The organism is Marnyiella aurantia, from assembly GCF_014041915.1.
GTDB classification, from domain to species: Bacteria; Bacteroidota; Bacteroidia; order Flavobacteriales; family Weeksellaceae; genus Marnyiella; species Marnyiella aurantia.
Genome location: NZ_CP059472.1, coordinates 1,738,363 through 1,760,281 on the forward strand (window position 1 = coordinate 1,738,363; position 21,919 = coordinate 1,760,281).

Here is a 21,919-nt window from a genome sequence, read left to right on the forward strand (position 1 = left end):
GTCAGATACTGTCCGATGAATTCAATATTTTCTCCAGAATCTTCATTGTTATCAGGTACGTTGGCTTTACACCTGTCAGACCGAGTCCTCCAGAGGATAAGGTTGAACCTGTTTCAAGTGGATTATCAGATGCATAATAGGCGTAACATACAAAAAGGTCGGGTGAAATATGATGCCTGATCTTGGAGGCAACCTGAATTGCTTTATGATAATGCGCGCCTTCCATTTCCAGACCCACCGCGTTCCAGGTCGTATTCATAAAATAGGTTAAAATGTCTTTGTTCTGTAGGGAAGTACCCAAAACTGTGATCATTGAACCTTCGTAAGCTTTTATCTCATCATCTTCAAAATCCTCAAGTTTAAGGGCGTTTTCGAAAACATAATTATCTGCCGTGCCCTCAAAGATATGAGAGGTGGGAATCATAATGTCACCTTTGGCTCCTGTTAAAATTCCGGCTTTACCCATAATCGATATGGATTTCACCTTCATTGTGTAAACTTCCTGATTATGTTCATAGGGTCTCAGCAATTCGTCCATAATCTCGTAAGCCTGCTCACCGAAAGCATAGTCAAAAACAAGAATTACATCCTCACCATCATATTTAATGTTCTGGAATGGGGAGTTTGTAAGATCTACCTTGCTTAAATCAATAATCTGGACGTCAATATTACTCCCGCTGTTGTCATCAATATAGATAAGACCCTGACTTTCGGAATAATCCAGGACTTTTTCCTGCAGTGGCCTCTGATTGCTGATTTCCTGATAAAAAGAATAGTCCACTTCTTTGCTGGATTTGCGGCCCACCGCATCATTTCCGTAAAGCATATTTTTTACCGAATGCATATTAGCCGAGATAATATGCAGCGGCCGCATGTGAAGGTCGTTGGTAGCCAAAACTTCCTTAACCCGGTTGGCCCATTTCTCACCAAAAAGGTGATGACCCACACGTTCCCTAAGGATAGCACTGAAGTAGATTTCGCGTTCGCGAACCCCTTTCATATCGTCCAGGCTGGTCTTGCCCAGATAATAGATGATCTTAAACAGGCGGTCCGGATTAGTATCATCTCCAAAACTGTTGTAGGCATGGAGAACTTCGTCAAAAGTCCTTCCCAACAGCGATGAAAGGTGTATAAGAGCAATTTCCTTTTCTTTGCGGCTTAGTTTATTCTGACCTTTCGCAACTTCTTCTATAATCCTCCAGGTTCTGGTGGGTTTGTAATCCTCATCCTTACGGTAACCCAGTTCGCGGATTTTATCGGCTTCTATATAAAGAAAGGTAAGATGTGTAAGGATATCATAGATTTCGGAACGGCCCAGAAGGACCTCAATATTCATCTGCTGTTCGTCAATACGGTAGCAGTTACGGCGGCGCTTCTTCGGTACAATAATCTCAAAACTGCCTTTTTCAAAGCCCTCGTCCGAAGTAAGGTGAACAAACGCAGTTTCTTCAATCCCAGCCGGCAACCGGTCCAGCACATAAAGTAACCCATCTAGTTCCACCTTGTTGGATACGGCCATAGAACCGTAAATTTCAGGCGAGATGACCATAAGAAGATTTCGGATGGATTCCCCGGATACGCCGCCAGGTTTGAAAAAACCTCTGTAAAAGAGGTGACGCATGGTTACGTAAAGCCTTTCGATTGCTTCTGTGGTTTCGCGTGCACGTAGGTTTGTTGCCATAAATTATATTGGGAATATATTTGTTAAAGTTATAATTAATGACGAACAAAGTTAATAAATTATAGTTAACTATTTGCGGAACCAATACCTACATATGGTTAAGCAGTTTCGATTTGCAGACAATTAAAACCGTATGGTTTTCTATTCAACCCCCATAAATGTTCATATATTTTCTTAAAAAATCAAATTATTTAATGCATACCCCCTGAAAAAAGATAAATATTTATATGCGTATGTAAAAATAAGCTAAATTTGCAGTACAAAAAACACTATTATATGTCCACGCTTAGATTTAACGCCCTTAAAGAACTTCCGTTCCGCAATTACAGAAAGGATAACTCAATTGAGGTTCCTAAAAAGCTGTCCGAACTCTTCTGTGAGAATGTTTTCTCAGAAGAAACAATGCGTGCTTACCTTACCAAGGAAGCTTTTACCTCTATACAGGACGCAATTAAGCGCGGCGCCAAAACACCACGTAATATTGCAGATCAGATTGCAGTTGCAATGAAGGATTGGGCTCTTTCCAAGGGTGCCACCCATTATACGCACTGGTTTCAGCCGCTTACAGGTTCAACAGCCGAGAAGCATGACAGTTTTTTCACACCTTTTGAAAGTGACCGCGCCATTGAAAGGTTTAACGGTAGCATGCTGATCCAGCAGGAGCCGGACGCCTCTTCCTTCCCTAACGGCGGAATCCGTAATACTTTTGAAGCTCGTGGTTATACTGCCTGGGATCCAACTTCTCCGGCTTTCATTATAGGTACTACACTTTGTATCCCGTCTATCTTCATCTCCTATACAGGCGAAACACTTGATTATAAAACGCCCCTATTGCGTGCTATGCATGCGGTTGATGTTGCTGCTACCGATATCTGCAGATCCTACTTTGATAAGAATGTAACTAAGGTAATACCAACTTTGGGTTGGGAGCAGGAGTATTTCCTGGTAGACAGCGCTTTGTATCAGTCCAGACCAGATCTTGTACTTACAGGTAAGACAATGCTGGGACATTCGCCTGCAAAAGGTCAGCAGCTGGACGATCACTACTTCGGTTCTATCCCGACCCGGGTGATGAATTTTATGAAGGAGCTGGAAATTGAGTGTATGAAGCTTGGTATTCCGGTTACTACACGTCATAACGAAGTAGCGCCCAATCAGTTTGAGCTGGCGCCGATGTTCGAGGAAACCAATGTGGCTGTGGACCATAACTCACTGCTGATGGATATTATGGCCAGGGTGGCGCATAAACACCACTTTCATATCCTTTTCCACGAAAAACCGTTTGCCGGCGTAAACGGAAGTGGCAAACATAACAATTGGTCACTGGCTACTGACACTGGCGAAAACCTGCTGAGTCCGGGCAAAAATCCAAAGAAGAACCTTCAGTTTCTTACCTTTTTTGTTAATACCCTGAAAGCTGTCCATGATTATGCGGATTTGCTTAGAGCAAGTATCGCGTCTGCAAGTAATGACCACCGTCTGGGCGCCAATGAGGCTCCACCTGCAATTATCTCTGCCTTTATAGGCTCACAGCTTTATTCTGTATTGGAGGAGCTGGAAAAAGTAACCGACGGTAAACTAAGCCCTGAAGAAAAAACGGACCTTAAACTTAATGTGGTAGGTAAGATTCCGGAAATCCTTCTGGATAACACAGACCGGAACAGGACTTCACCCTTTGCCTTCACGGGTAACAAATTTGAGTTCCGTGCCGTGGGATCATCTGCTAACTGTGCGGAACCCATGACTGCACTTAATGCCATAGTAGCCAGACAGCTTCAGGAGTTCAAGAAAAAGGTTGAGTATAATATTGAAAAAAAGAACCTGAAGAAGGACGAAGCGATATTTAATACCCTGCGTGAATATATTAAGGACTGCAAGAACATTATGTTCGAAGGGGACGGTTATTCGGACGACTGGGCGCAGGAAGCTGAAAAAAGGGGTATGAGTAACCTGAAAACAACTCCCGAAGCTCTAAAAGAAGAACTAAACCAGAAATTTATTGACCTTTATGAAGGTCTTGGCATCTTTAACCACCGGGAGTTTGAAGCACGTAATGAGATCAAGCTTGAGAAATATTCTGCGGTTATAGATATTGAAGCAAAGGTACTTTCAGATATTGCCAGAAACCACATTATTCCTGCGGCTCTTAACTACCAAAACAGGCTTATTGAGAATGTAAAGGGGCTGAAGGAAATTTTTGGTGATGAGGAATTCAAACCATTGGCCAAGGAGCAGATGGAATTGATTCGCTCCATTTCCGCTAATGTATCAGATATTAAAACCGGTGTAGATGAACTGCTTAGTGCAAAAGAAGCGGCGCGTGCAACCATGGGAAGTCAGCAGCAGGCAGAAATGTTCTGTAATGATGTGGTTCCGCGTTTTGAAAAAATCCGTACTGCCAGTGATGAACTTGAGATGATGGTGGATGATGAACTTTGGCCCATGACCAAATACAGAGAGCTGCTGTTTACAAGATAAATCAGTTCAACAGTTTTAACAAAAATCTCATCCTTGCGGTGAGATTTTTTTTATATGAAGTTCCCTGTCTGTTTAGAGTTGACCGCCTAATCAATTATTATGCAATTTCTTAATTTTGAGGCAGATAGTACATTTTGAATTTATTTAATTATAGATGAACATTATATAATTAATAGATTTTGATGATTAAATGTTAAGGTATCTTAATAAAATTAACGCCGTATATCCTTGTTTTAGGGCTTTACGGCGTATTTTTATTTAACACACCTCTTTATAGTGTTAAAAACTGTTAAACTAAGTTATAGTAAATAGGCAAAAAGTAGCTCTTAGGGCACATTTCTATAATTTTGCCCTGCATTTGAATTCAACGATATGTTTTCAGATGCTTCAAATAAAAAATAAAAAGATATGAAGAAAAGCGTTTTATTATACATTACTGTACTTACTTCAATTTTCACCTTACAATCCTGCGTAACTAATTATCAAGTAGCCGAACCGGCTTTATATACGAAAGAATACAAATCAGATGCCAAAGTTTCCACTGCCGATGTAAAGCGTATGCAGGAAAACAAGCAAACCCTTATTAACAGTTTTGCCTCAGAAAAGTCTACCAAGATGGCAATTCTGAACAGCCTGGAGAAAAAGGCAGAAATGGTAAAGGCTATTAAATTTGCAAAAACAATTGACGGAATTATAGAGGAAGCGACCACATACTTGGGAACACCTTACAGATACGGTGGAATGACCAGAAGCGGTATTGACTGCTCCGCTTTTGTACTTTCAGTTTTTGGATCCGCAGCAGGTGTTAACTTACCGAGGGTAGCCGCATCGCAGGCACAGGAGGGCGAGAAAGTTGAAAAAACTGAACTGCAGCGTGGTGACTTAGTGTTCTTCTCACAGGGTCGGGGACGGATTTCTCATGTAGGTATTGTAGAGAATGTAACAGAAGAAGGTGATATGAAATTTATCCACGCAGCTACTTCCAGAGGTGTAATGGTTTCCTCACTGAATGATAAGTATTGGGGCCCAAGATACAGATTCGCTAAAAGGGTTATCAATCCGGATCTGGTGTCAGCTCAGGAAAATCTTGCCGGGACGTTGAATTAATCCACGAAGATTACAATACAGTATAATCCGCCTGACCTTTTGGTCCGGCGGATTTTTTGTGCAATAAAGATCTAGCTTAAACTTACTGCATCAGCAATATATCCTGCAGACTGAATGGTTGTCCCCTGATTTTCAGTCACAATACTGGTGTCAGCAGAACGAAGATCATTGGTAGCACAGCGGCATTAACAATTCAAAAAGGAGTGCGGGCCGAGCCTGAGCACAGGATTATTCAGAAAAAAAAGTGGTGTACTGCTGGTTTGGCCATCCTATACCAGTGAATTCTTATCCATGTAGTTAAGCTTGAAGAAGATGAAGGTCATCACCGAAAAAGCGAGCAAAGAACTTCCGCCGTAGCTGAAATAAGGTAGGGGAATACCCACAGTAGGGAAAAGCCCCATAACCATGCCTATATTGATGCTGAAGTGCATAAGCAGGATAGAAGCCAGGCAATAGCCGAATATTCGGTTAAAGGCAGTCTTTTGATTTTCTGCCAGGTAATATATGCGTCCTATGTAAAGTGCGTATGCCAGTACAAGAAGTGAGCTGCCCAGAAAGCCCCATTCTTCGCCCACCGTACAGAAAATATAATCTGTTTCCTGTTCAGGTACAAATTTACCCTGCGTAACCGATCCCTGGCGGTATCCTTTGCCGGTCAGTCCGCCCGAACCAATAGCAGTTTTGGAATATAACAGATTATAACCGGAGGTGTCTCTAAATGCTTTCTCACCCTTGTATAATACTTCAATCCGTTCACGCTGGTGTTTCGGTAGTTTTTCCAGGACATGGGGTGTGGCAAATGCGATCCCGCTAAGCACCGCAACAATAACCGTAAATGTGGTGATGCTGATAATATTCCACGAAATCTTCCGGAAATTCATCAGGAGGTAAAGTCCTGCCAGAACAATTATACCTGCAAAAACGTACAGCGGATCCACTGCTATGGAAATCAGAAACACGGCGGCCAGAATAAGTCCAACACCAAAGAACCAACCATTGAAGCCTTCACGGTAAAGAGCGATAAAGAAGGCTGTAAAAACCAGTACCGAACCTACATCCGGTATAGCAAGCACCACAACAGCCGGCACGGCTATAATAGCAATAGTTGTATAAAGTGATTTCCGGTTATTCAGGTTGAAGTCCGGTCCGGCTACGTAGTTAGCCAGCATAAGAGCTGTGCCAATCTTTGCGAACTCGACCGGTTGCATGGTGAAACCCCCAAAGCGGTACCAGTTTTTTTGACCCAGGATTTCTGTTCCAAATGGAAAAAGGCCTACCAGGAGTAATATTCCGCAAATGTAGAGTACACCGGAAAGGTTTTCGAACAGTTTCGTCCTTGCTACAAATATAAACAGGCCTGCACCACAGGATATTCCGAAAAATATAAGCTGTTTGTTGCCCAATGCCTCATCTACACTGTAAATATTTGCAATAGCAAAGAGGCAAATTAAAAAATACAGCCCCAAACCGAACTTGTCTATACCTTCTGCCCACTTCATTTCGTCCGGTTTTTAGGTTTTGCAATGTTCATTCTCGCCTTTATGGAATCTCTCTTATAAATAAGTTCCGCGCGGCGGTTGCTGTCTTTCACTGTCTTTATGCTGTCCTCCAGCTGGTGCATGAATATTGAATCTTTGTCCGATTCCCTGTAAAGCCCTTTACGCTTAAGGTCGGAAATCCACTGTCTGCGGTATTCAGGCATAAAACTCGCATTAACCATTTTTTTGTAAAGATGCTCACGCTTCAAATCACCCGTCAGATATTTTTCTGCAATAACGGTAGATGCCGGGCCGGCCCATGTAGATCCGAATCCAGCGTGCTCCATTACGGCAACCACTACGATACGCGGTTTGTCTGCCGGTGCGGCCATCACATAGATTGAGTTGTCTTTTCCCTGTGGGACCTGCGCTGTTCCTGTTTTAGCTAACTGCGTAAAATCTGTGGACTTTAAGCCACGTGCTGTCCCGTTCAGGACCACTGCTTCCATACCTTTTATGATTGGGTCAAAGTGCTTTGGATTCACCAGGGTCTGATGTTTTTTCCGAAATCTTGGATCGGGATTAGGTTTGCCGTCGATCGATTTTACGATATGTGGTGTATAATACCACCCCCGGTTTACAATTGCAACTACAGAATTGGCCATTTGGAGGGGAGTAAGCAATACATCACCCTGCCCCATACCATTGAAGACTGCACCTGTTGCCAGGGGATCCCAGTTCTTTACTCTTCCGCGGCCAATCGCTTTATTTATTGCTTCCATCCTGTTTTCATAAAACTCGCCGCTGGGAATCCGGCCTTTAGATCCAACCGCAAGGTCATTATTCAGGAATTCACCCAGCCCAAAACTGCTCATAATCTTCTTCCATTCATCTACACCACGGCTTGGATCGCCGGGATATTTGTTGATGATCGCCAGATAGGCATATGAAAAATGGCAGTTGCTGGAAACCTGTATAGCTGGAATTAAAGGGTCAGCGCCGCCGTGTCCTTTGATCCTGAGGCCCTTGTAATTAAAACCGCCACCACAGGGGAAAATCGTATTTTCGTCCATTACTCCCATTTGCATGGCTGCCGCTGCAGTAAGTAACTTAAAGGTTGATCCCGGAGGATATGCCGCCTGAATGGACCGATCGAAGGTAGGACGGTTGTTGTACACCGTATCCATCTGCATACGGTATAGATTTCTTGATTTCTGGGGACCCGTGAAGAGGTTAGGATCAATATCCGGTCCGGTAGCCATAACCAGAATTTCGCCGTTGCTGGGATCCAGAGCTACAATGGCACCGTGCTTGTCCACGAGCATCTCCTCAGCCATACGCTGCAGGTCATAGTCTATAGTGAGTGTGATGTCCTTTCCTGTAACCTCTTCCTTATCCAATTCGCCATCTCTGTATGAGCCTATGTCCCGAAGTTTAATGTCTTTCTGGATATAGCGCATCCCTTTTTCGCCGCGAAGTTGCACTTCATAAGCTTTCTCTACTCCGGATTTACCTATGAAATCACCGGGACGGTAATACAGAGAATCTTTCTTAAGATCACGTTCGCCTACCTCGTTGGTATAACCAAGCAGATTTCCGGAAGTGGATACTTCGTATTGGCGTTGTGGTCTACTCACGATACTGAATGCGGGATATTTAAATATTATTTCCTGAATCCTGGCCACCTCTTCACGGCTCAGGTTCTTCATAAAGGTCATGGGAACCAGCTTACTGTAATATTTTTCTTTTTTAAGAGTCTCTATTTTCTTTTCGAACTCGTGTTTACTGATCCCGAGCAATGCGCAGAAACTGATCGTATCAAAGTCCGGCCGCATTAGTGCCTGCGTATACGAAATTTCATACGCCGGTTGGTTGCCAACAAGAATTTTCCCGTTCCTGTCGAATACTACTCCCCGCTGGGGAATAATATATTCAATTTTAATGGATGTGTTCGCCGCATTCAGCGCATACCGGTCTGTAAACAGCTGCAAATACGAAAGCCTCGCTACAAATATTGCTGCGATAAGTATAAGAACCGACAGTATTTTAAGAAACTGAGGCTTCAAATGCGCTGTTTTATTTTAAAGATAAGTGCATAAAGCAATATAAATAGAAACGAAAATACGGTAGACAAAAGTATATTCAGCAGAATTTCAAAAAATCTGCTCAGTTTGAAAAATTCGATATACTGTACCAGGAACTGGTGAAAGAATATCGCCGAAATTATAAATAGCAGAAACTGCGGCCACTGGAGTGTGGAGAAGGTAAAGAAGTCTGTAGTGGTATCTGTAGAGGTACGGAAAATGAGCGTACGGTAGTAAGCAACTGCAGTAGTGGCAAATGCATTGATCCCCCAGGTTCCTAAAAAGGCATCAATACTAAGTCCCAGGATAAAACTGAGTGCAAGGAAATGATATCTGTTTCGGAAAAATGGGTAGAACATCACGAAAACCGGATAAAGCACCGGTGTATATTCGCCGAAAAGTGTAATCCTGTTCAAAATGAAAATCTGCAATGCAGTTAAGAAAGCAATGAGAAGAATATCTGTAAATAAGGTTCTGCTAATCATTTTCCCGTTCTATAGTTACCTGCATTGAATCCTCTATTTTCTGCACCTCTGCCTTCTTTAGATTTTTTACTACATAAATTTTGCTCAGAGTACCCATCTTCTCGCTCAGCTCAACAGAGATATCCCAAAAACCCGTCTTCCTATCTACTTCATAACCTGCAATGGTACCGATCATTACCCCTTTGGGAAAGATGGACGATTTGCCGTCCGTTTCCACAGTGTCCCCAATTTTAACAGGTACATATTTAGGAATATCAGAAAGATGCATCAGGCGCGAATTTTCTCCATGCCATGTAAGTGTACCAAAATATCCTGAATTCTTAAGTGCCGCATTAAGCCGGATCTTGTTAACGCTTAAGACAGACTGAACCAGCGAATAGCTGTTGGTTGTATTAATTACAATGCCCGCGATGCCTTGCGGCGCAATAACTCCCATCTTGGGAAACACACCGTCCCTGCGGCCGCGGTTAATCGTAAAATAATTGTTTTTCCTGTTTATGGAGTTATATACTATCTCGCCATCAACAAAAGTATATATCTGGCCACCGCCAAGTGTATCATGGACTCTGCGGAACGTAGGTCGGGTAAATCCGCCTTTACCATAAACCTGCTCCATAAGCATTTTGTTCTGAAGTACCAGTTGGTCGTTAATCTGCTTGAGCTTAAGGTAAGAGGTGCCTTTATCAATATAACCGGAAGCCCGTGAATTGAAGGCAGCTGTTTGCGCGGCCAGCCAGGACTGCTGCATGGCATTTCGGGTGAAAATGAGAACTACTGCAATAATTTGCAGCAGTAAAAAGAACATGAAAAGACTGTTCTTTGAAAATAATCTCATCAAAAATCCCATCCCGAATATGTAAGCGAATTATTACTTTATAAGGAAGTTGAACTTATCCATATTTTTAAGTGCAATTCCGGTACCACGCACTACGGCACGCAGGGGATCTTCAGCCACGAAAACAGGCAGACCCGTTTTCTTGTGCAGCCTGTCCGCAAGTCCGCGTAACAATGCCCCGCCGCCCGCAAGGTAGATTCCTGTTTTGTAGATATCTGCGGCAAGCTCCGGTGGAGTAAGGGAAAGGGTTTCCATTACGGCATCCTCTATGCGGATAATCGATTTATCCAGAGCACGTGCAATTTCCTTGTAGCCAACCATGATTTCCTTTGGTTTTCCTGTGATAAGGTCTCTACCCTGTACCGGGATGTCTTCCACATCCACATCCAGATCTTCCAAAGCAGAACCTGCTTCAATCTTTATTCTCTCAGCAGTTCTTTCCCCGATGTAAAGGTTGTGGTGTGTTCTCAGGTAATAGGCAATATCATTTGTAAATACATCACCGGCAATTTTCACAGATTTGTCACAAACGATACCTCCCAGTGCTACGACAGCGATTTCAGTTGTACCACCACCTATGTCGATGATCATATTGCCTTCCGGTTTCTGTACATCAATGCCAACACCTATTGCAGCAGCCATCGGCTCATAAATCAAACGTACTTCCTTAGCATTCACTTTCTGAGCTGAGTCGCGTACAGCACGTTTTTCCACTTCAGTGATGCCGGATGGAATACAGATTACGATACGGAGGGCAGGCTGGATGAGCTTTCCTTTAATTCCCGGAATTTTTTTGATGAATTCCTTGATCATGTGTTCGGACGCGTGGAAATCGGCAATTACTCCGTCTTTTAACGGACGGATGGTCTTGATGTCTTCGTGGGTTTTTCCCTGCATGTGTTTTGCCTGTTCACCTACAGCAATCGGTTTACCTGTGGAGCGTTCAATAGCAACAATGGAAGGCTGGTCTATCACAATCTTGTTGTTATGTATAATCAGTGTGTTAGCTGTTCCTAAGTCAATCGCAATCTCCTGCGTGAACATATCAAATAAACCCATAATATTCTTCCGATTTCTTTTAGACAAATCAAGGGCACAAAGATATGAATTTAGAACCATTTCAGGAGTCGGACTCGCCAATATTTGGTTAAAGTTTTATTAAAAGTACCTCGCTCTTCCTGTTAAAATTTGGCTCATATCAACATTATTCCTAATAATTGATATCTGCGCTATTAATTTATGATGATATTAGAAACCCGCTGGGAGAGGTCTGATATAATTAAAGATTTTTACACAGACTCATAAAGCGCATAAACATTGCGGAAATGTAAGTGAGGCGGAGTGTACCTTCTGATTTTTAAATACATAATGCTGATAATGATCACCGACCTGGAGGGTGAGGGTTAATTAAAATTTCAGTATTTTTGCAGTTGCGTTATGAATAACCTTCCTGAAATAAATAAAACTGCCAATTTTGCCGTACTAAGCGTAAGTTACGAGAAAGCCGATGCTGAAACGAGGGGCAAATTCGCTTTTTTTGAAGAACACATTAAGGATTTTGTAAACTCACTGCATCAGGAAAGTATAGGGGATGCTTTTGTAGTGTCTACCTGTAACCGGACTGAAATTTACACAACCTCTGCCAACTATCTGATGGTTGCCGAGGAGTTCTGTAAAACTACAGGTGTAAGCCTTACGGATTTTCTGCAGTTTGCCAATATTTATACCCGCGAAGAGGCTCTCAATCATCTTTTCCGTGTGGCCGGAGGCCTGGAAAGTCAGATCATTGGTGATTTTGAGATTATCGGGCAGATTAAAAATGCCTATAACCGTTTCAAAAAAGAAAAGCAGAACAGCAATCCCTATCTGGAGCGCGCTATCAACTCAGCCATTCAGATTTCCAGAAAAATCAAGAACGAGACTGGAATTTCAAACGGTGCTGCATCTGTATCCTATGCGGCAGTTCATTATATTTTAAATCATCAGAAACAGCTCGCTGATAAGAACATCCTGTTGCTGGGTACTGGTGAGATAGGACAGAATACCGTAGAGAATTTGGTAAAACATATTTTCGAACCTAATATTAAGGTGATGAACCGGTCTTTGGATAAAGCCGAAAAAATTGCCGAAAAATACAAAATTCCTCATATTGCTATTGAAGATCTGGATGCGGAACTTAAAATGACGGATATCCTTATTGTAGCTACAGGTGCGGCGCATCCCATCATCAACAAAAACCATTTCCCAAATGGCAGGGAAACTCTGGTTATAGATCTTTCTATTCCGCATAATGTAGACAAAAACGTTACGGAAAACCCAAATGTGCAGCTTGTGGATGTAGACCAGCTTTCAGCACACATCCGCGAAACAATGTCGCAGCGGAAAAAAGAAATTCCAAAGGCAGAGGAGATCATAAAGGAAATGAGTAAGGATTTTGCTGAATGGGAAAAGAAAAGGAAGATGGTACCCAAAATTCATCATTTCAAAGCCGTGCTGAAGAATATGGAGCGTAATGAGATGCATCATTTTCACCGCAAGCACAGATATGTAGGTGTGGAAGATATGGAACTGTCTGACCGTATGATCCAGAAGATAACCAACCGCTTTGCAAAATACATCATCGACCATCCCTGGAAGGCGGAGGAAGTAAGCAAGCTGATGCACGAGATTTTAGTGGAACAACCAAATAATGAATTTAATGAAAAGCATTAGAATCGGAACCCGGAATTCGCCGCTGGCATTGTGGCAGGCGCGGGAAGTTGCGCGTCATCTTCAGAACAATAATTATAAGACTGAAATTACGCCCATACTGTCTTCCGGCGACAAAAACCTTACGCAGCCTCTATACGCACTGGGTATTACAGGCATCTTTACGCGGGACCTGGATACCGCGCTGCTGAACAGTGAAGTTGATATTGCTGTTCATTCACTAAAGGATGTTCCCACCGCACTGCCGGAAAATATTGAGCTCATCGCCTATCTGCAGCGGGATTTTCATCAGGATGTATTGGTAAGGAAAGCCTCTTCGCTGCAAAAACCGCTTCATGAACTTAAGGTGGCTACAAGCAGCCTGAGAAGAAGAGCATTCTGGCTCCGCGAATTCGCCCATGCTGAATTTTCAGACATCCGCGGGAATGTGCAGACGAGGCTGCAGAAACTTGAAGACCTGGATTTCGACGCCACTATTTTCTCCCTGGCCGGAATCAAGCGTATGGATCTGGCTGTAGAATATGAAGAGCTTCCCATGATGATTTCAGCACCTTCGCAGGGAGTTGTGGCTGTGGCAGGGTTAAGTTCAAACAAAGAAATTAATGAGGTACTCAGCCAAATTACCCATCCGGAAACACAGATATGTGTACAGATGGAAAGGAATTTTCTGAGCACCCTGGAAGGAGGCTGTACCGCACCCATTGGAGCTTTTGCAGAAATGCAGGACGGACAGGTGCGTTTTACAGGACGCCTTTGCTCACTGGACGGAAAAGACTGCATTGAGACCGATAAGATTTTTACTTTCGAAGAAAACCGCAACTATGGTAAGGAGTTGGCGGAAGAAATACTTAATAATGGCGGCCGTGAGCTGATGTCCGTGATTAAAGCAACGCTTAAAATTTAACCTGCAACGGAGTATATGAAGGTTTTATTCACAAAGAAAAAGATTGATAAGAAAATGATTTCCGAGAAATTTGGGAGTCGTTTTTCTTATGATGTAGTGGATGTAATTAAAGTGAAGTCTTTACAGATGGAACCTTTCGACCTGAAAAATCATTCCCTGATCTTCACAAGCGTCAATGCTGTGGAGGCTTTCTTTGAAAACGGTTTTAAGCCTAACGAAGATTTTACAGACCGAAACTATAACAAGATTTACTGTGTAGGTCAGAAGACCAAGAAAAAGCTCCGCGAAAAAGGATTCGGTACATTTAAGGTGAAAAAGCATGCTAAAGATTTGGCCGAGTTCATTATTGAAAATTCCGCCCGGGAAAAATTCATACATTTCTGCGGTAATCTGGCGCTTGATGTATTAAACAATGCGCTTCCGCTTCAGAATATTTCTTACAGAAAGGTGGTTATCTACGAAACTGAGCTGCTGTATCCGCAGGTTCACGGCGATTATGATGCCATTGCGTTTTTCAGCCCCAGTGGCGTACGCAGCTTTGCCAAATACAATTCCCTGGACGGCAGGAAAATATTCTCCCTGGGAAATACCACTTCTCAGGAAGTTAAAAATTATACTGAAAACAGAATTTATACCAGCAGAGAAAGCAGTTTCGAAGATATGCTGGATTTAATATTAAAATATGATTAAGAACGATTTATACCTGAAGGCCCTTAGGGGCGAAACCGTGGAGCGCCCACCTGTATGGATGATGAGGCAGGCAGGCAGATATCTGCCCGAATTTATTGAACTGCGCAATAAATACGACTTCTTCACCCGTTGCCAGACACCGGAGCTTGCCTCTGAAATTACCGTGCAGCCCATCCGCAGATTTCCGCTGGATGCTGCCATCCTTTTTTCCGACATTTTGGTGGTTCCTCAGGCCATGGGAATTGATTTCAAGATGAAGGAGAATGTAGGCCCCTGGCTGGATGATCCGATACGCACCACTGAGCAGGTAAATAATGTAGTGGTTCCGGATGTCAATGATACTTTAGGTTACGTTTTCGATGCCATAGAAATGACACTGGAAAAGCTTGATAATGAGATCCCACTGATCGGATTTGCAGGTTCGCCCTGGACCATCCTATGCTACTGTGTGGAAGGTAAAGGCAGCAAAGCATTTGATATTGCCAAAGCGTTCTGTTTCACCAATCCCGAAGCTGCACATCTTCTGCTTCAGAAAATAACAGATACTACAATCGCTTATCTGAAGAGAAAAGTAGAGAAAGGAGTTTCTGCAGTTCAGGTATTCGACAGTTGGGGAGGTATGCTTTCGCCAACAGATTATAAAGAGTTTTCCTGGCAGTATATTGACCAGATTGTTGAAGCTTTGAGTCCTCTGACACATGTTGTTGTTTTTGGTAAAGGCTGCTGGTTTGCATTGGAGGACATGATGAAGTCAAAGGTTTCAGCATTAGGCGTAGACTGGACCATAACACCGGAAATTGCGAGAAAACTGACCAATAATTCAATCACACTGCAGGGTAATTTTGATCCTGCCAGACTTCATTCGTCACCGGAAACCATCAGACGGATGGTTCACGAAATGATTGACCGTTTCGATAAAGACAAATACATTGTAAACCTTGGCCACGGAATCCTACCCAATATCCCGGTGGAAAACGCTGAAGCCTTTATTAAGGCAGTAGTTGAGTGGAAAGGATAATTTAAGTTCCGATAGATAATAGAAAACGCAGAAATTCATTCTGCGTTTTTTTGTAACTATTTCTTTGCGTATTTCCAGTGTCGTCCCTTACCTTCAGAAATCCACTCTACTGCTTCTGCCATTCTTTTATTACGGGTGGCTTCCGTTTTGGCCTCAGTAATCCACATCACATATTCTTTCCGGAAGGAAGGTGAAGCTTTTTCAAAAATATCCTTTGCCTTAGGGGTAGTTTCCAGTGCCTCTATAAAATAATCCGGAACTTCAATTTCCGTTGAATTTGGACTCGCCTTCTTAATGGTGACGCCCATATCTGTAAGTTCCATTGCTTCCAGAATACAGTTTTTCAGTTGTGACTTGCTAGGTAAATCTTCAATTGTAGTGATCTTACCTAAGGTGAACATGGAGGTTTTTTCCCGGTCTTTGGTAAGTTCCTTCATCGTTTTCATCTCGCTCTCCAACCAGAAGCCAAAAGCACAATGCTGCTTGAAGGAAGCCATCGAACATAAATTCTTTCCCTTGTAAATAAAGTGTGGAAAGCTCCATTTCATAGCTTCGCCTGCCTCCGGGCAAAACTCGTGTACCGTTTTCCGGATGTATTCCAAAACAGGCTGCGCGAAGGGTTGCGCATTTTGAATGTAAGCATCAACTTTTGAATCGGATTCAGACATGTCTTTAATTTTATGAGTAGAGCTTTACGATTTCATTCACAATAAACCGCACTTGGTCGGGCCGGCCCCGGTCATTCTTGGGTTGGTCTTTATAACTGCCCGTCCTCACGATCACCATATTATGCTCCGGCACCACGATTACGTACTGCCCCTGTAAACCCAGCAGGAAATAATGCTTAACCGGATTGTCATTGTTAATCCAGACGCCCAATCCATAAATCCCTGCAGAAGCCGGTGTCGGGGTAATCATTTCTTCAACAAAATCCTCGTTCAGTATCTGTAGACCATTCGCTTTGCCTTTGTTCAGCATCATAAGACCGAGTTTCGCGAAATCGCGCGGCACGGCGTGAATGCAGCAAAAGGTTTTTTCCATGCCGCTGTTGTCTGTAGTCCATTCCGCAGGCTGTTCCATACCCAATGGCTTCCAGATTTTTTCCGAAAGATAATCTGCAACTGAGGTATTCACCGATTTTCGCAGCGCAAATCCCAATAACTGAGTGGAACCACTCTGGTACTCGAACCGTTGTCCGGGTGCCTCCTTGAATCCCTGAGCATGTATGGCCTGCTCCAGACTGTTGCCATAGTAGGCTCTGGCATTTGGCGCCAGTGGATTTTTGTAATCTTCATTCCAGTTCAGTCCGGACTCCATAGCGGCCAGATGCCTTAGGGTAAGATCTCTGCCGAATTCAGTATCTGTATAATTATCATAGAACTCAGTGAACTTGCTGTCCAGGCTTTCAATCTTGCCTTCTTCCAAAGCCTTTCCTGTAAGCATTACAGCAACGGTCTTGGCCATAGAGAATGAATTAGAACGGGTATTTTCGTCGTACCCCTTCCAGTACTGCTCATGCAGGAGTTTGCCGTCCTTCACCACCAGAAATGATACCGTCTTAGATTCTTCAAGACTTTTCAGCACGGCGTCTGGGAGCGACTTTTTGTTGTATTCTTCATCCTTAATCCATTCAACCGGTGTGCCCGTTGCAACTGTATTGCTTGGAAAAAGTTTGAGGTCGTCTATGGTCGCACTTTTTTCGCCGCGGAAATAGGTTTTAGCGATTCCCTTAAAAAGATAACCGTAATCAAATAGGTAAACGGCGGCTATGGTTCCGGCGGCCACGGCAGCGGCGCCAGTCAGGATTTTTTTCAAGATGAGGTTGTTTCAGACAAATTTAAATAAAAAAAGTTCCGCAATTTGCGGAACCCTCATTGTTTTTTGTTCGTAAACAGTCACTTATATCTTGCTAAGCAGGTTTCTGAAGTTGGTCTTTTCATCGATAATTCTGCGCAAATCAGCTACCGCAACTCTTTCCTGCTGCATCGTGTCGCGGTCCCTCAATGTTACTGTATGATCAGTGAGTGTATCATGATCAATCGTGATGCAGAACGGCGTACCTATGGCATCCTGACGTCTGTATCTTTTTCCAATGCTGTCTTTATCCTCGTATATCATGTTGAAATCGAACTTCAGGTCGTTGAAGATCTTCTCACCGTATTCGCCAAGGCCGTCTTTCTTCATCAAAGGTAAAATTGCTGCTTTTACCGGTGCCAAAGCTGGCGGAAGTGACAGTACTGTTCTTTCGGAACCGTCTTCCAGAACTTCATCTTTCAAAGCATTGGAGAAAATAGCCAGGAACAGACGGTCCAGACCAACCGAAGTTTCCACCACGTAAGGAACATAGTTCTCGTTTCTTTCGGCATCAAAATACTGAAGTTTTCTGCCGGAATGGTGTTCATGCGCTTTGAGGTCAAAATCTGTTCTGGAGTGAATGCCTTCCAGCTCCTTGAAGCCGAATGGGAATTTGAATTCAATATCTGCCGCAGCATTGGCATAGTGAGCCAATTTCTCGTGGTCGTGGAATTTGTAATTCTCCTCGCCCAAACCTAAGGCCAGGTGCCAGTTAAAACGTTTTTGCTTCCATTCTTCGTAGAAGCCGAGCTCAGTTCCCGGTGGCACGAAGAACTGCATTTCCATCTGTTCGAATTCGCGCATTCTGAAAATAAACTGTCGCGCAACAATTTCGTTACGGAAGGCTTTACCAATCTGTGCGATACCGAACGGCAGTTTATGACGGGAGGTTTTCTGAACATTGAGGAAGTTTACAAAAATACCCTGCGCTGTTTCAGGTCTCAGATAAAGATCTGTGGCAGAATCGGCGGAGGCGCCCAGTTTGGTGCCGAACATTAGGTTGAACTGGCGTACCTCTGTCCAGTTTTTCGAACCTGTATCCGGGTCAGCGATCTCAAGCTCTTCAATCAGCGCTTTCACATCCGCCAAATCTTCTGCTTCCAGAGATTTCGCCATTCGGGAAAGAATGGATTTCTGCTTTTCGCGGTATTCCAGAACGCGGCCGTTCGTGGTTTCAAATTCATTCTTGTTGAATGCCTCGCCGAATCTCTTTGCCGCTTTGTCAATTTCTTTCTGTGCTTTTTCTTCCAGTTTTGCGCAGTAATCTTCCAGCAAAACATCAGCTCTAAAACGCTTCTTTGAGTCTTTATTATCAATTAAGGGATCATTGAAAGCATCTACGTGGCCGGAAGCTTTCCAGATCGTAGGATGCATGAATATCGCGGAGTCGATACCCACGATATTTTCATTCATCTGAACCATGGCTTTCCACCAGTACTGCTTGATGTTGTTTTTTAGTTCTGCACCGTTCTGTCCGTAATCGTAAATCGCTGAAAGTCCGTCGTATATTTCACTGGAAGGGAATATAAAACCATATTCTTTCGCATGTGAGATCAGTTTCTTAAAAACATCTTCCTGTTTGGCCATGATTATTAATTATTTGTGGCAAAAATAGGGAATTAATTCTGTTTTTTGCCAAGCTGGCAGCCTGCTTTGAGCCGTCGTGCGGATACTGCGCCACCCGCACAAGGATGTGCGTTTAAACAAAGCACCCGTGCCTGGTGGCTGGATTACAAAAAAAAGACAGGTAAAAACCTGTCCTGAACCTTAAGCCCCTGTTATCAGAAATTATAGCTCAATGCGAGATTGGTTCCCGCGGACTCCAGTTTAAAGTGTGGCTGAAATGCAGTAGGTTCACCGTTCTCCAATGCCATAGCTCTTTTCGCATTTTTATTGGCGGCAATGGCAAAAGGAATTCCGATCCCTACCAATCCGGCTCCAATCCCGACAACCGTCCAGCCTTTAGAAGGCTGATTCTCATAAACTATTCCATTTCTCACTTCCTGTTTCTTGCCGCTAAGTGCGGGAATAATTCCAAATCCGATGGCAAAACCACCGGCATAGGCGAAAACCTGTCCCACAGTGGCATTAGTTCGGGCTTTTCCAAAGGTTTTTGAGGCTTCCTCATTTTTGAAGGCCTGGCGGTAGTCGCGGAGTTTAAAGGTTTGTCCCTCTTTTACAAGCTTGTTGCCTTCCATTGATACTTGAGCAATGGCAAGCTGGAAAGTTGCCATGAGGCTGAATAAAATTACTTTTTTCATGGTTTTTTAACAAATATAAAAAAAAATTAGTGGTTAAAAGCAAAGCACAGGATGGGAAATCCAAAAAGAAAAGACTTTTCCAGTTGAAGGAAGATTCAGCTATCATTAACCGCATGGGTTATAAAAACGGTGGAGTGAATGCAGCTGTGGAACGGTTGAAAAGAAAAAAAACGGAATTGAATTCAGCCTCCCATTATTGACAATATTTTTTAGAAATTATAGCTCAATGCCAATCCGTTTCCGGCACTTTCCAGTTTAAAATAAGGCTGGAACGCAACAGGCTGTCCATTTTCAATCGCCATCGCTCTTTTTGCATTTTTGTTGGCAGCCAGCGCGAACGGAATGCCAATGCCCACAAGTCCTGCACCAATACCCACAATTGTCCAAGCTCCTTTTGCTTTTTCTACTTTTACGGTTTGCGTAGTGCCATTAACATTTATTTTTTTGTCCTCACTCTGCAGTGCCTGAGCTAATCCGAATCCTAGACCGAATCCTCCCAAATAAGTGAAAGCTTCGCCAACCTTTTTGTTTGCTCTTGCTTTTTTAAAGTAATCACGTGCTTCAATATTGTGTAATACCTCTTCATATTGTGAAAACTTATATTTCACGCCCTCTTTCACCAGTTTGTTTTTGTCCAGACTTACCTGAGAAAAGGATATTTGAAATAAACACAATACGGTAAACAATAAAATTTTTCTCATGGTTTTTTTTTGCCAATATACTGAAAAGCCCTAATTCCCGAATGGTTTCTCTTCATAAAATGATGAAAAAATCATTAAATTTACCACTCAAAATTCCGCATGTATAAAAGCTTTATCCGCCCTATTCTATTCAAATTTGATCCTGAAGAAGTACATTATTTTACCTTCACTCTTTTAAAGAATTTCAAAAGCCTCACCTCCATGTTTTTCCCTAAACCACTGGAAGACAAACGCCTGGAGAGGGAAGTTTTTGGGTTAAAGTTTAAGAACCCGGTAGGTCTGGCAGCAGGTTTCGACAAGGATGCTAAAATGTTCTCAGAACTGTCCGATCTTGGTTTCGGCTTTGTGGAGATAGGTACTTTAACTCCCAAGCCGCAGGATGGCAATCCTAAGAAACGGTTATTCAGGCTGAAGGAAGATTCAGCCATAATAAACCGCATGGGTTTTAATAACGGTGGCGTAGATGCAGCGGTAGAACGTCTTAAGAAGAACAAAAATGTCCTGATTGGCGGAAACATTGGCAAGAATAAAGTGACGCCGAACGAAGATGCCGTTAATGACTACATTATCTGTTTCGAAAAACTTTTCCCGTATGTTGATTATTTTGTTGTAAACGTAAGCTCTCCAAACACACCGAATTTACGTGCTCTGCAGGATAAGGAGCCTTTAACTAAACTTTTAAGTGAACTTCAGGCATTGAATGAAGCTAAGAAAAGTCCGAAACCTATCTTGTTGAAAATAGCACCTGATCTTACTGACGAGCAGCTACTGGATATCATTGATATCGTAAAAGTTACGCAGATTGCAGGAGTTATTGCAACTAACACCACTCTTTCACGTGAAGGCTTAAGTTCTGAAAATAAAGATGAAAGTGGAGGTCTTTCGGGCAAACCACTTACCAAACGGTCTACAGAAGTTATCCGGTTTCTTTCAGAAAGAAGCAATAAAGCATTTCCGATAATTGGAGTTGGCGGAATTCACTCTGCTGAAGATGCCCTGGAAAAACTGGAAGCCGGCGCAAGTCTGGTTCAGCTTTACACCGGCTTTATATATGAGGGACCTGAACTGATCCATGAGATAAACGCCAAACTTCTGGAAAAAGAAAGGGCGTAAGTCTTAGAAATTTACTGTCACACCCAGCGTGTTTCCATCCGTCTGAAACTGGTAATAAGTTTGTGATTTCGTTCCGAACTTATTCTCGGTTTCTACACCTTTCCTGATTTTCTTTTTGCCTAAATAGGCAAGTGGAATTGCTGTCGCAACAAGGACGCCCCCGCCTGCAACCATTGCCCAGCCGGGCTTAGAGACTTTGGTGCGCTGATAATTATTATAATTATAAGTGTATTGCTGTTTGGATAAAGCGTTGGGTAAGCCGGCTCCAATCATCAGTCCACCAAAAAAGCCCAATACAGTAGATATGGACTTGTGGGATCTGCCTTCGCGGATATAGTTTTTGGCAATAGGGTTTGCAAATTCTGTTTTGTAGGCAGACAGTTTGTACTCTGTACCATCCTTCTGGAATTTCTTTTCATTCTTGCTTAATGTAATTTCCTGAGCCTGCAACATATTTATTGCAATTACCATAGCCAGTGTGTACAATTTTAGCATTGTTTTTGCGCGAAGATATTTAATTA

19 protein-coding genes and 1 pseudogene are annotated in these 21,919 nt (G+C 42.9%); 8 read left to right on the forward strand and 12 right to left on the reverse strand.

Annotated elements, in window-relative coordinates:
* Position 1 precedes the first annotated feature (1 nt).
* Entirely contained in the window at positions 2-1,681 is a 1,680-nt protein-coding gene (locus H1R16_RS08015) for a DUF6909 family protein (protein ID WP_181887097.1), read from the reverse strand.
* A gap of 276 nt (positions 1,682-1,957) precedes the next feature.
* Here H1R16_RS08015 and H1R16_RS08020 point away from each other — a divergent pair, with 276 nt between their 5' ends.
* Both H1R16_RS08020 and H1R16_RS08025 read left to right on the forward strand, forming a co-directional pair.
* Positions 1,958-4,159: a glutamine synthetase III family protein gene (locus H1R16_RS08020; RefSeq protein ID WP_181887096.1), complete on the forward strand. Its 2,202-nt coding sequence runs from the start codon at positions 1,958-1,960 to the stop codon at positions 4,157-4,159.
* A 408-nt stretch (positions 4,160-4,567) separates the two neighbouring features.
* Positions 4,568-5,266 carry a C40 family peptidase gene (locus H1R16_RS08025; protein WP_182035753.1) on the forward strand — a complete coding sequence of 233 codons (699 nt, stop codon included), beginning with the start codon at positions 4,568-4,570 and terminating at the stop codon, positions 5,264-5,266.
* Between the two features lie 269 nt (positions 5,267-5,535).
* On the opposite strand, the gene rodA is transcribed toward H1R16_RS08025, so the two are convergent.
* The 5 genes from rodA to H1R16_RS08050 are packed head-to-tail and all read right to left on the reverse strand — an operon-like array spanning position 5,536 to position 11,207.
* The gene (gene rodA, locus H1R16_RS08030; protein WP_181887094.1) at positions 5,536-6,765 is read right to left on the reverse strand and encodes a rod shape-determining protein RodA; all 1,230 of its coding nucleotides are present in this window, start codon (positions 6,763-6,765) and stop codon (positions 5,536-5,538) included.
* The gene (locus tag H1R16_RS08035; protein ID WP_181887093.1) at positions 6,762-8,810 is read right to left on the reverse strand and encodes a peptidoglycan D,D-transpeptidase FtsI family protein; all 2,049 of its coding nucleotides are present in this window, start codon (positions 8,808-8,810) and stop codon (positions 6,762-6,764) included. Before H1R16_RS08035 ends, rodA begins: the two co-directional genes overlap by 4 nt.
* Entirely contained in the window at positions 8,807-9,313 is a 507-nt protein-coding gene (locus H1R16_RS08040) for a rod shape-determining protein MreD (RefSeq protein WP_181887092.1), read from the reverse strand. The genes H1R16_RS08035 and H1R16_RS08040 overlap by 4 nt, the downstream gene beginning before the upstream one ends.
* Positions 9,306-10,160, reverse strand: coding sequence for a rod shape-determining protein MreC (gene mreC / locus H1R16_RS08045; protein ID WP_181887091.1), 855 nt, complete (start codon positions 10,158-10,160; stop codon positions 9,306-9,308). The genes H1R16_RS08040 and mreC overlap by 8 nt, the downstream gene beginning before the upstream one ends.
* A gap of 21 nt (positions 10,161-10,181) precedes the next feature.
* Entirely contained in the window at positions 10,182-11,207 is a 1,026-nt protein-coding gene (locus H1R16_RS08050; RefSeq protein WP_181887090.1) for a rod shape-determining protein, read from the reverse strand.
* 378 nt (positions 11,208-11,585) lie between these two features.
* Between H1R16_RS08050 and hemA the strand changes: the two genes are divergently transcribed.
* Genes hemA through hemE form a run of 4 tightly spaced genes read left to right on the forward strand, consistent with a single transcriptional unit; the run spans position 11,586 to position 15,469 of the window.
* On the forward strand, positions 11,586-12,860 hold the full coding sequence (hemA, locus tag H1R16_RS08055) for a glutamyl-tRNA reductase (RefSeq protein ID WP_181887089.1): 1,275 nt from the start codon (positions 11,586-11,588) through the stop codon (positions 12,858-12,860).
* On the forward strand, positions 12,847-13,761 hold the full coding sequence (gene hemC / locus H1R16_RS08060; RefSeq protein ID WP_181887088.1) for a hydroxymethylbilane synthase: 915 nt from the start codon (positions 12,847-12,849) through the stop codon (positions 13,759-13,761). Before hemA ends, hemC begins: the two co-directional genes overlap by 14 nt.
* A 15-nt stretch (positions 13,762-13,776) precedes the next feature.
* Positions 13,777-14,451 (forward strand): uroporphyrinogen-III synthase, encoded by a 675-nt coding sequence (locus H1R16_RS08065; protein ID WP_181887087.1) that lies wholly within the window; start codon positions 13,777-13,779, stop codon positions 14,449-14,451.
* Positions 14,444-15,469: a uroporphyrinogen decarboxylase gene (hemE, locus tag H1R16_RS08070; protein WP_181887086.1), complete on the forward strand. Its 1,026-nt coding sequence runs from the start codon at positions 14,444-14,446 to the stop codon at positions 15,467-15,469. Before H1R16_RS08065 ends, hemE begins: the two co-directional genes overlap by 8 nt.
* 56 nt (positions 15,470-15,525) lie before the next feature.
* Here hemE and H1R16_RS08075 read toward each other — a convergent pair whose 3' ends face one another.
* The 4 genes from H1R16_RS08075 to H1R16_RS08090 all read right to left on the reverse strand — a co-directional run bounded on the left by H1R16_RS08075 (position 15,526) and on the right by H1R16_RS08090 (position 19,584).
* Positions 15,526-16,137: a YdeI/OmpD-associated family protein gene (locus H1R16_RS08075; RefSeq protein WP_181887085.1), complete on the reverse strand. Its 612-nt coding sequence runs from the start codon at positions 16,135-16,137 to the stop codon at positions 15,526-15,528.
* A 10-nt stretch (positions 16,138-16,147) separates the two neighbouring features.
* Positions 16,148-17,284 (reverse strand): serine hydrolase domain-containing protein, encoded by a 1,137-nt coding sequence (locus tag H1R16_RS08080; protein ID WP_228451075.1) that lies wholly within the window; start codon positions 17,282-17,284, stop codon positions 16,148-16,150.
* Between the two features lie 84 nt (positions 17,285-17,368).
* On the reverse strand, positions 17,369-18,910 hold the full coding sequence (locus H1R16_RS08085; protein ID WP_181887084.1) for a glycine--tRNA ligase: 1,542 nt from the start codon (positions 18,908-18,910) through the stop codon (positions 17,369-17,371).
* Between the two features lie 194 nt (positions 18,911-19,104).
* On the reverse strand, positions 19,105-19,584 hold the full coding sequence (locus H1R16_RS08090; protein WP_181887083.1) for a hypothetical protein: 480 nt from the start codon (positions 19,582-19,584) through the stop codon (positions 19,105-19,107).
* 47 nt (positions 19,585-19,631) lie between these two features.
* Here H1R16_RS08090 and H1R16_RS12240 point away from each other — a divergent pair.
* Positions 19,632-19,754 (forward strand): annotated as a pseudogene (locus H1R16_RS12240) (quinone-dependent dihydroorotate dehydrogenase); the annotation flags it as partial.
* A gap of 39 nt (positions 19,755-19,793) precedes the next feature.
* On the opposite strand, the gene H1R16_RS08100 reads toward H1R16_RS12240, so the two are convergent.
* A complete protein-coding gene (locus tag H1R16_RS08100) occupies positions 19,794-20,285 on the reverse strand; it encodes a hypothetical protein (RefSeq protein ID WP_181887082.1) in 492 nt (163 codons plus the stop codon).
* A gap of 99 nt (positions 20,286-20,384) precedes the next feature.
* Between H1R16_RS08100 and H1R16_RS08105 the strand changes: the two genes are divergently transcribed.
* Positions 20,385-21,398, forward strand: a complete 1,014-nt coding sequence (locus H1R16_RS08105) for a quinone-dependent dihydroorotate dehydrogenase (RefSeq protein ID WP_181887081.1) — start codon at positions 20,385-20,387, stop codon at positions 21,396-21,398.
* Positions 21,399-21,401: 3 nt separating this feature from the next.
* On the opposite strand, the gene H1R16_RS08110 is transcribed toward H1R16_RS08105, so the two are convergent.
* Positions 21,402-21,893, reverse strand: a complete 492-nt coding sequence (locus tag H1R16_RS08110; protein WP_181887080.1) for a hypothetical protein — start codon at positions 21,891-21,893, stop codon at positions 21,402-21,404.
* Positions 21,894-21,919: the final 26 nt, after the last annotated feature.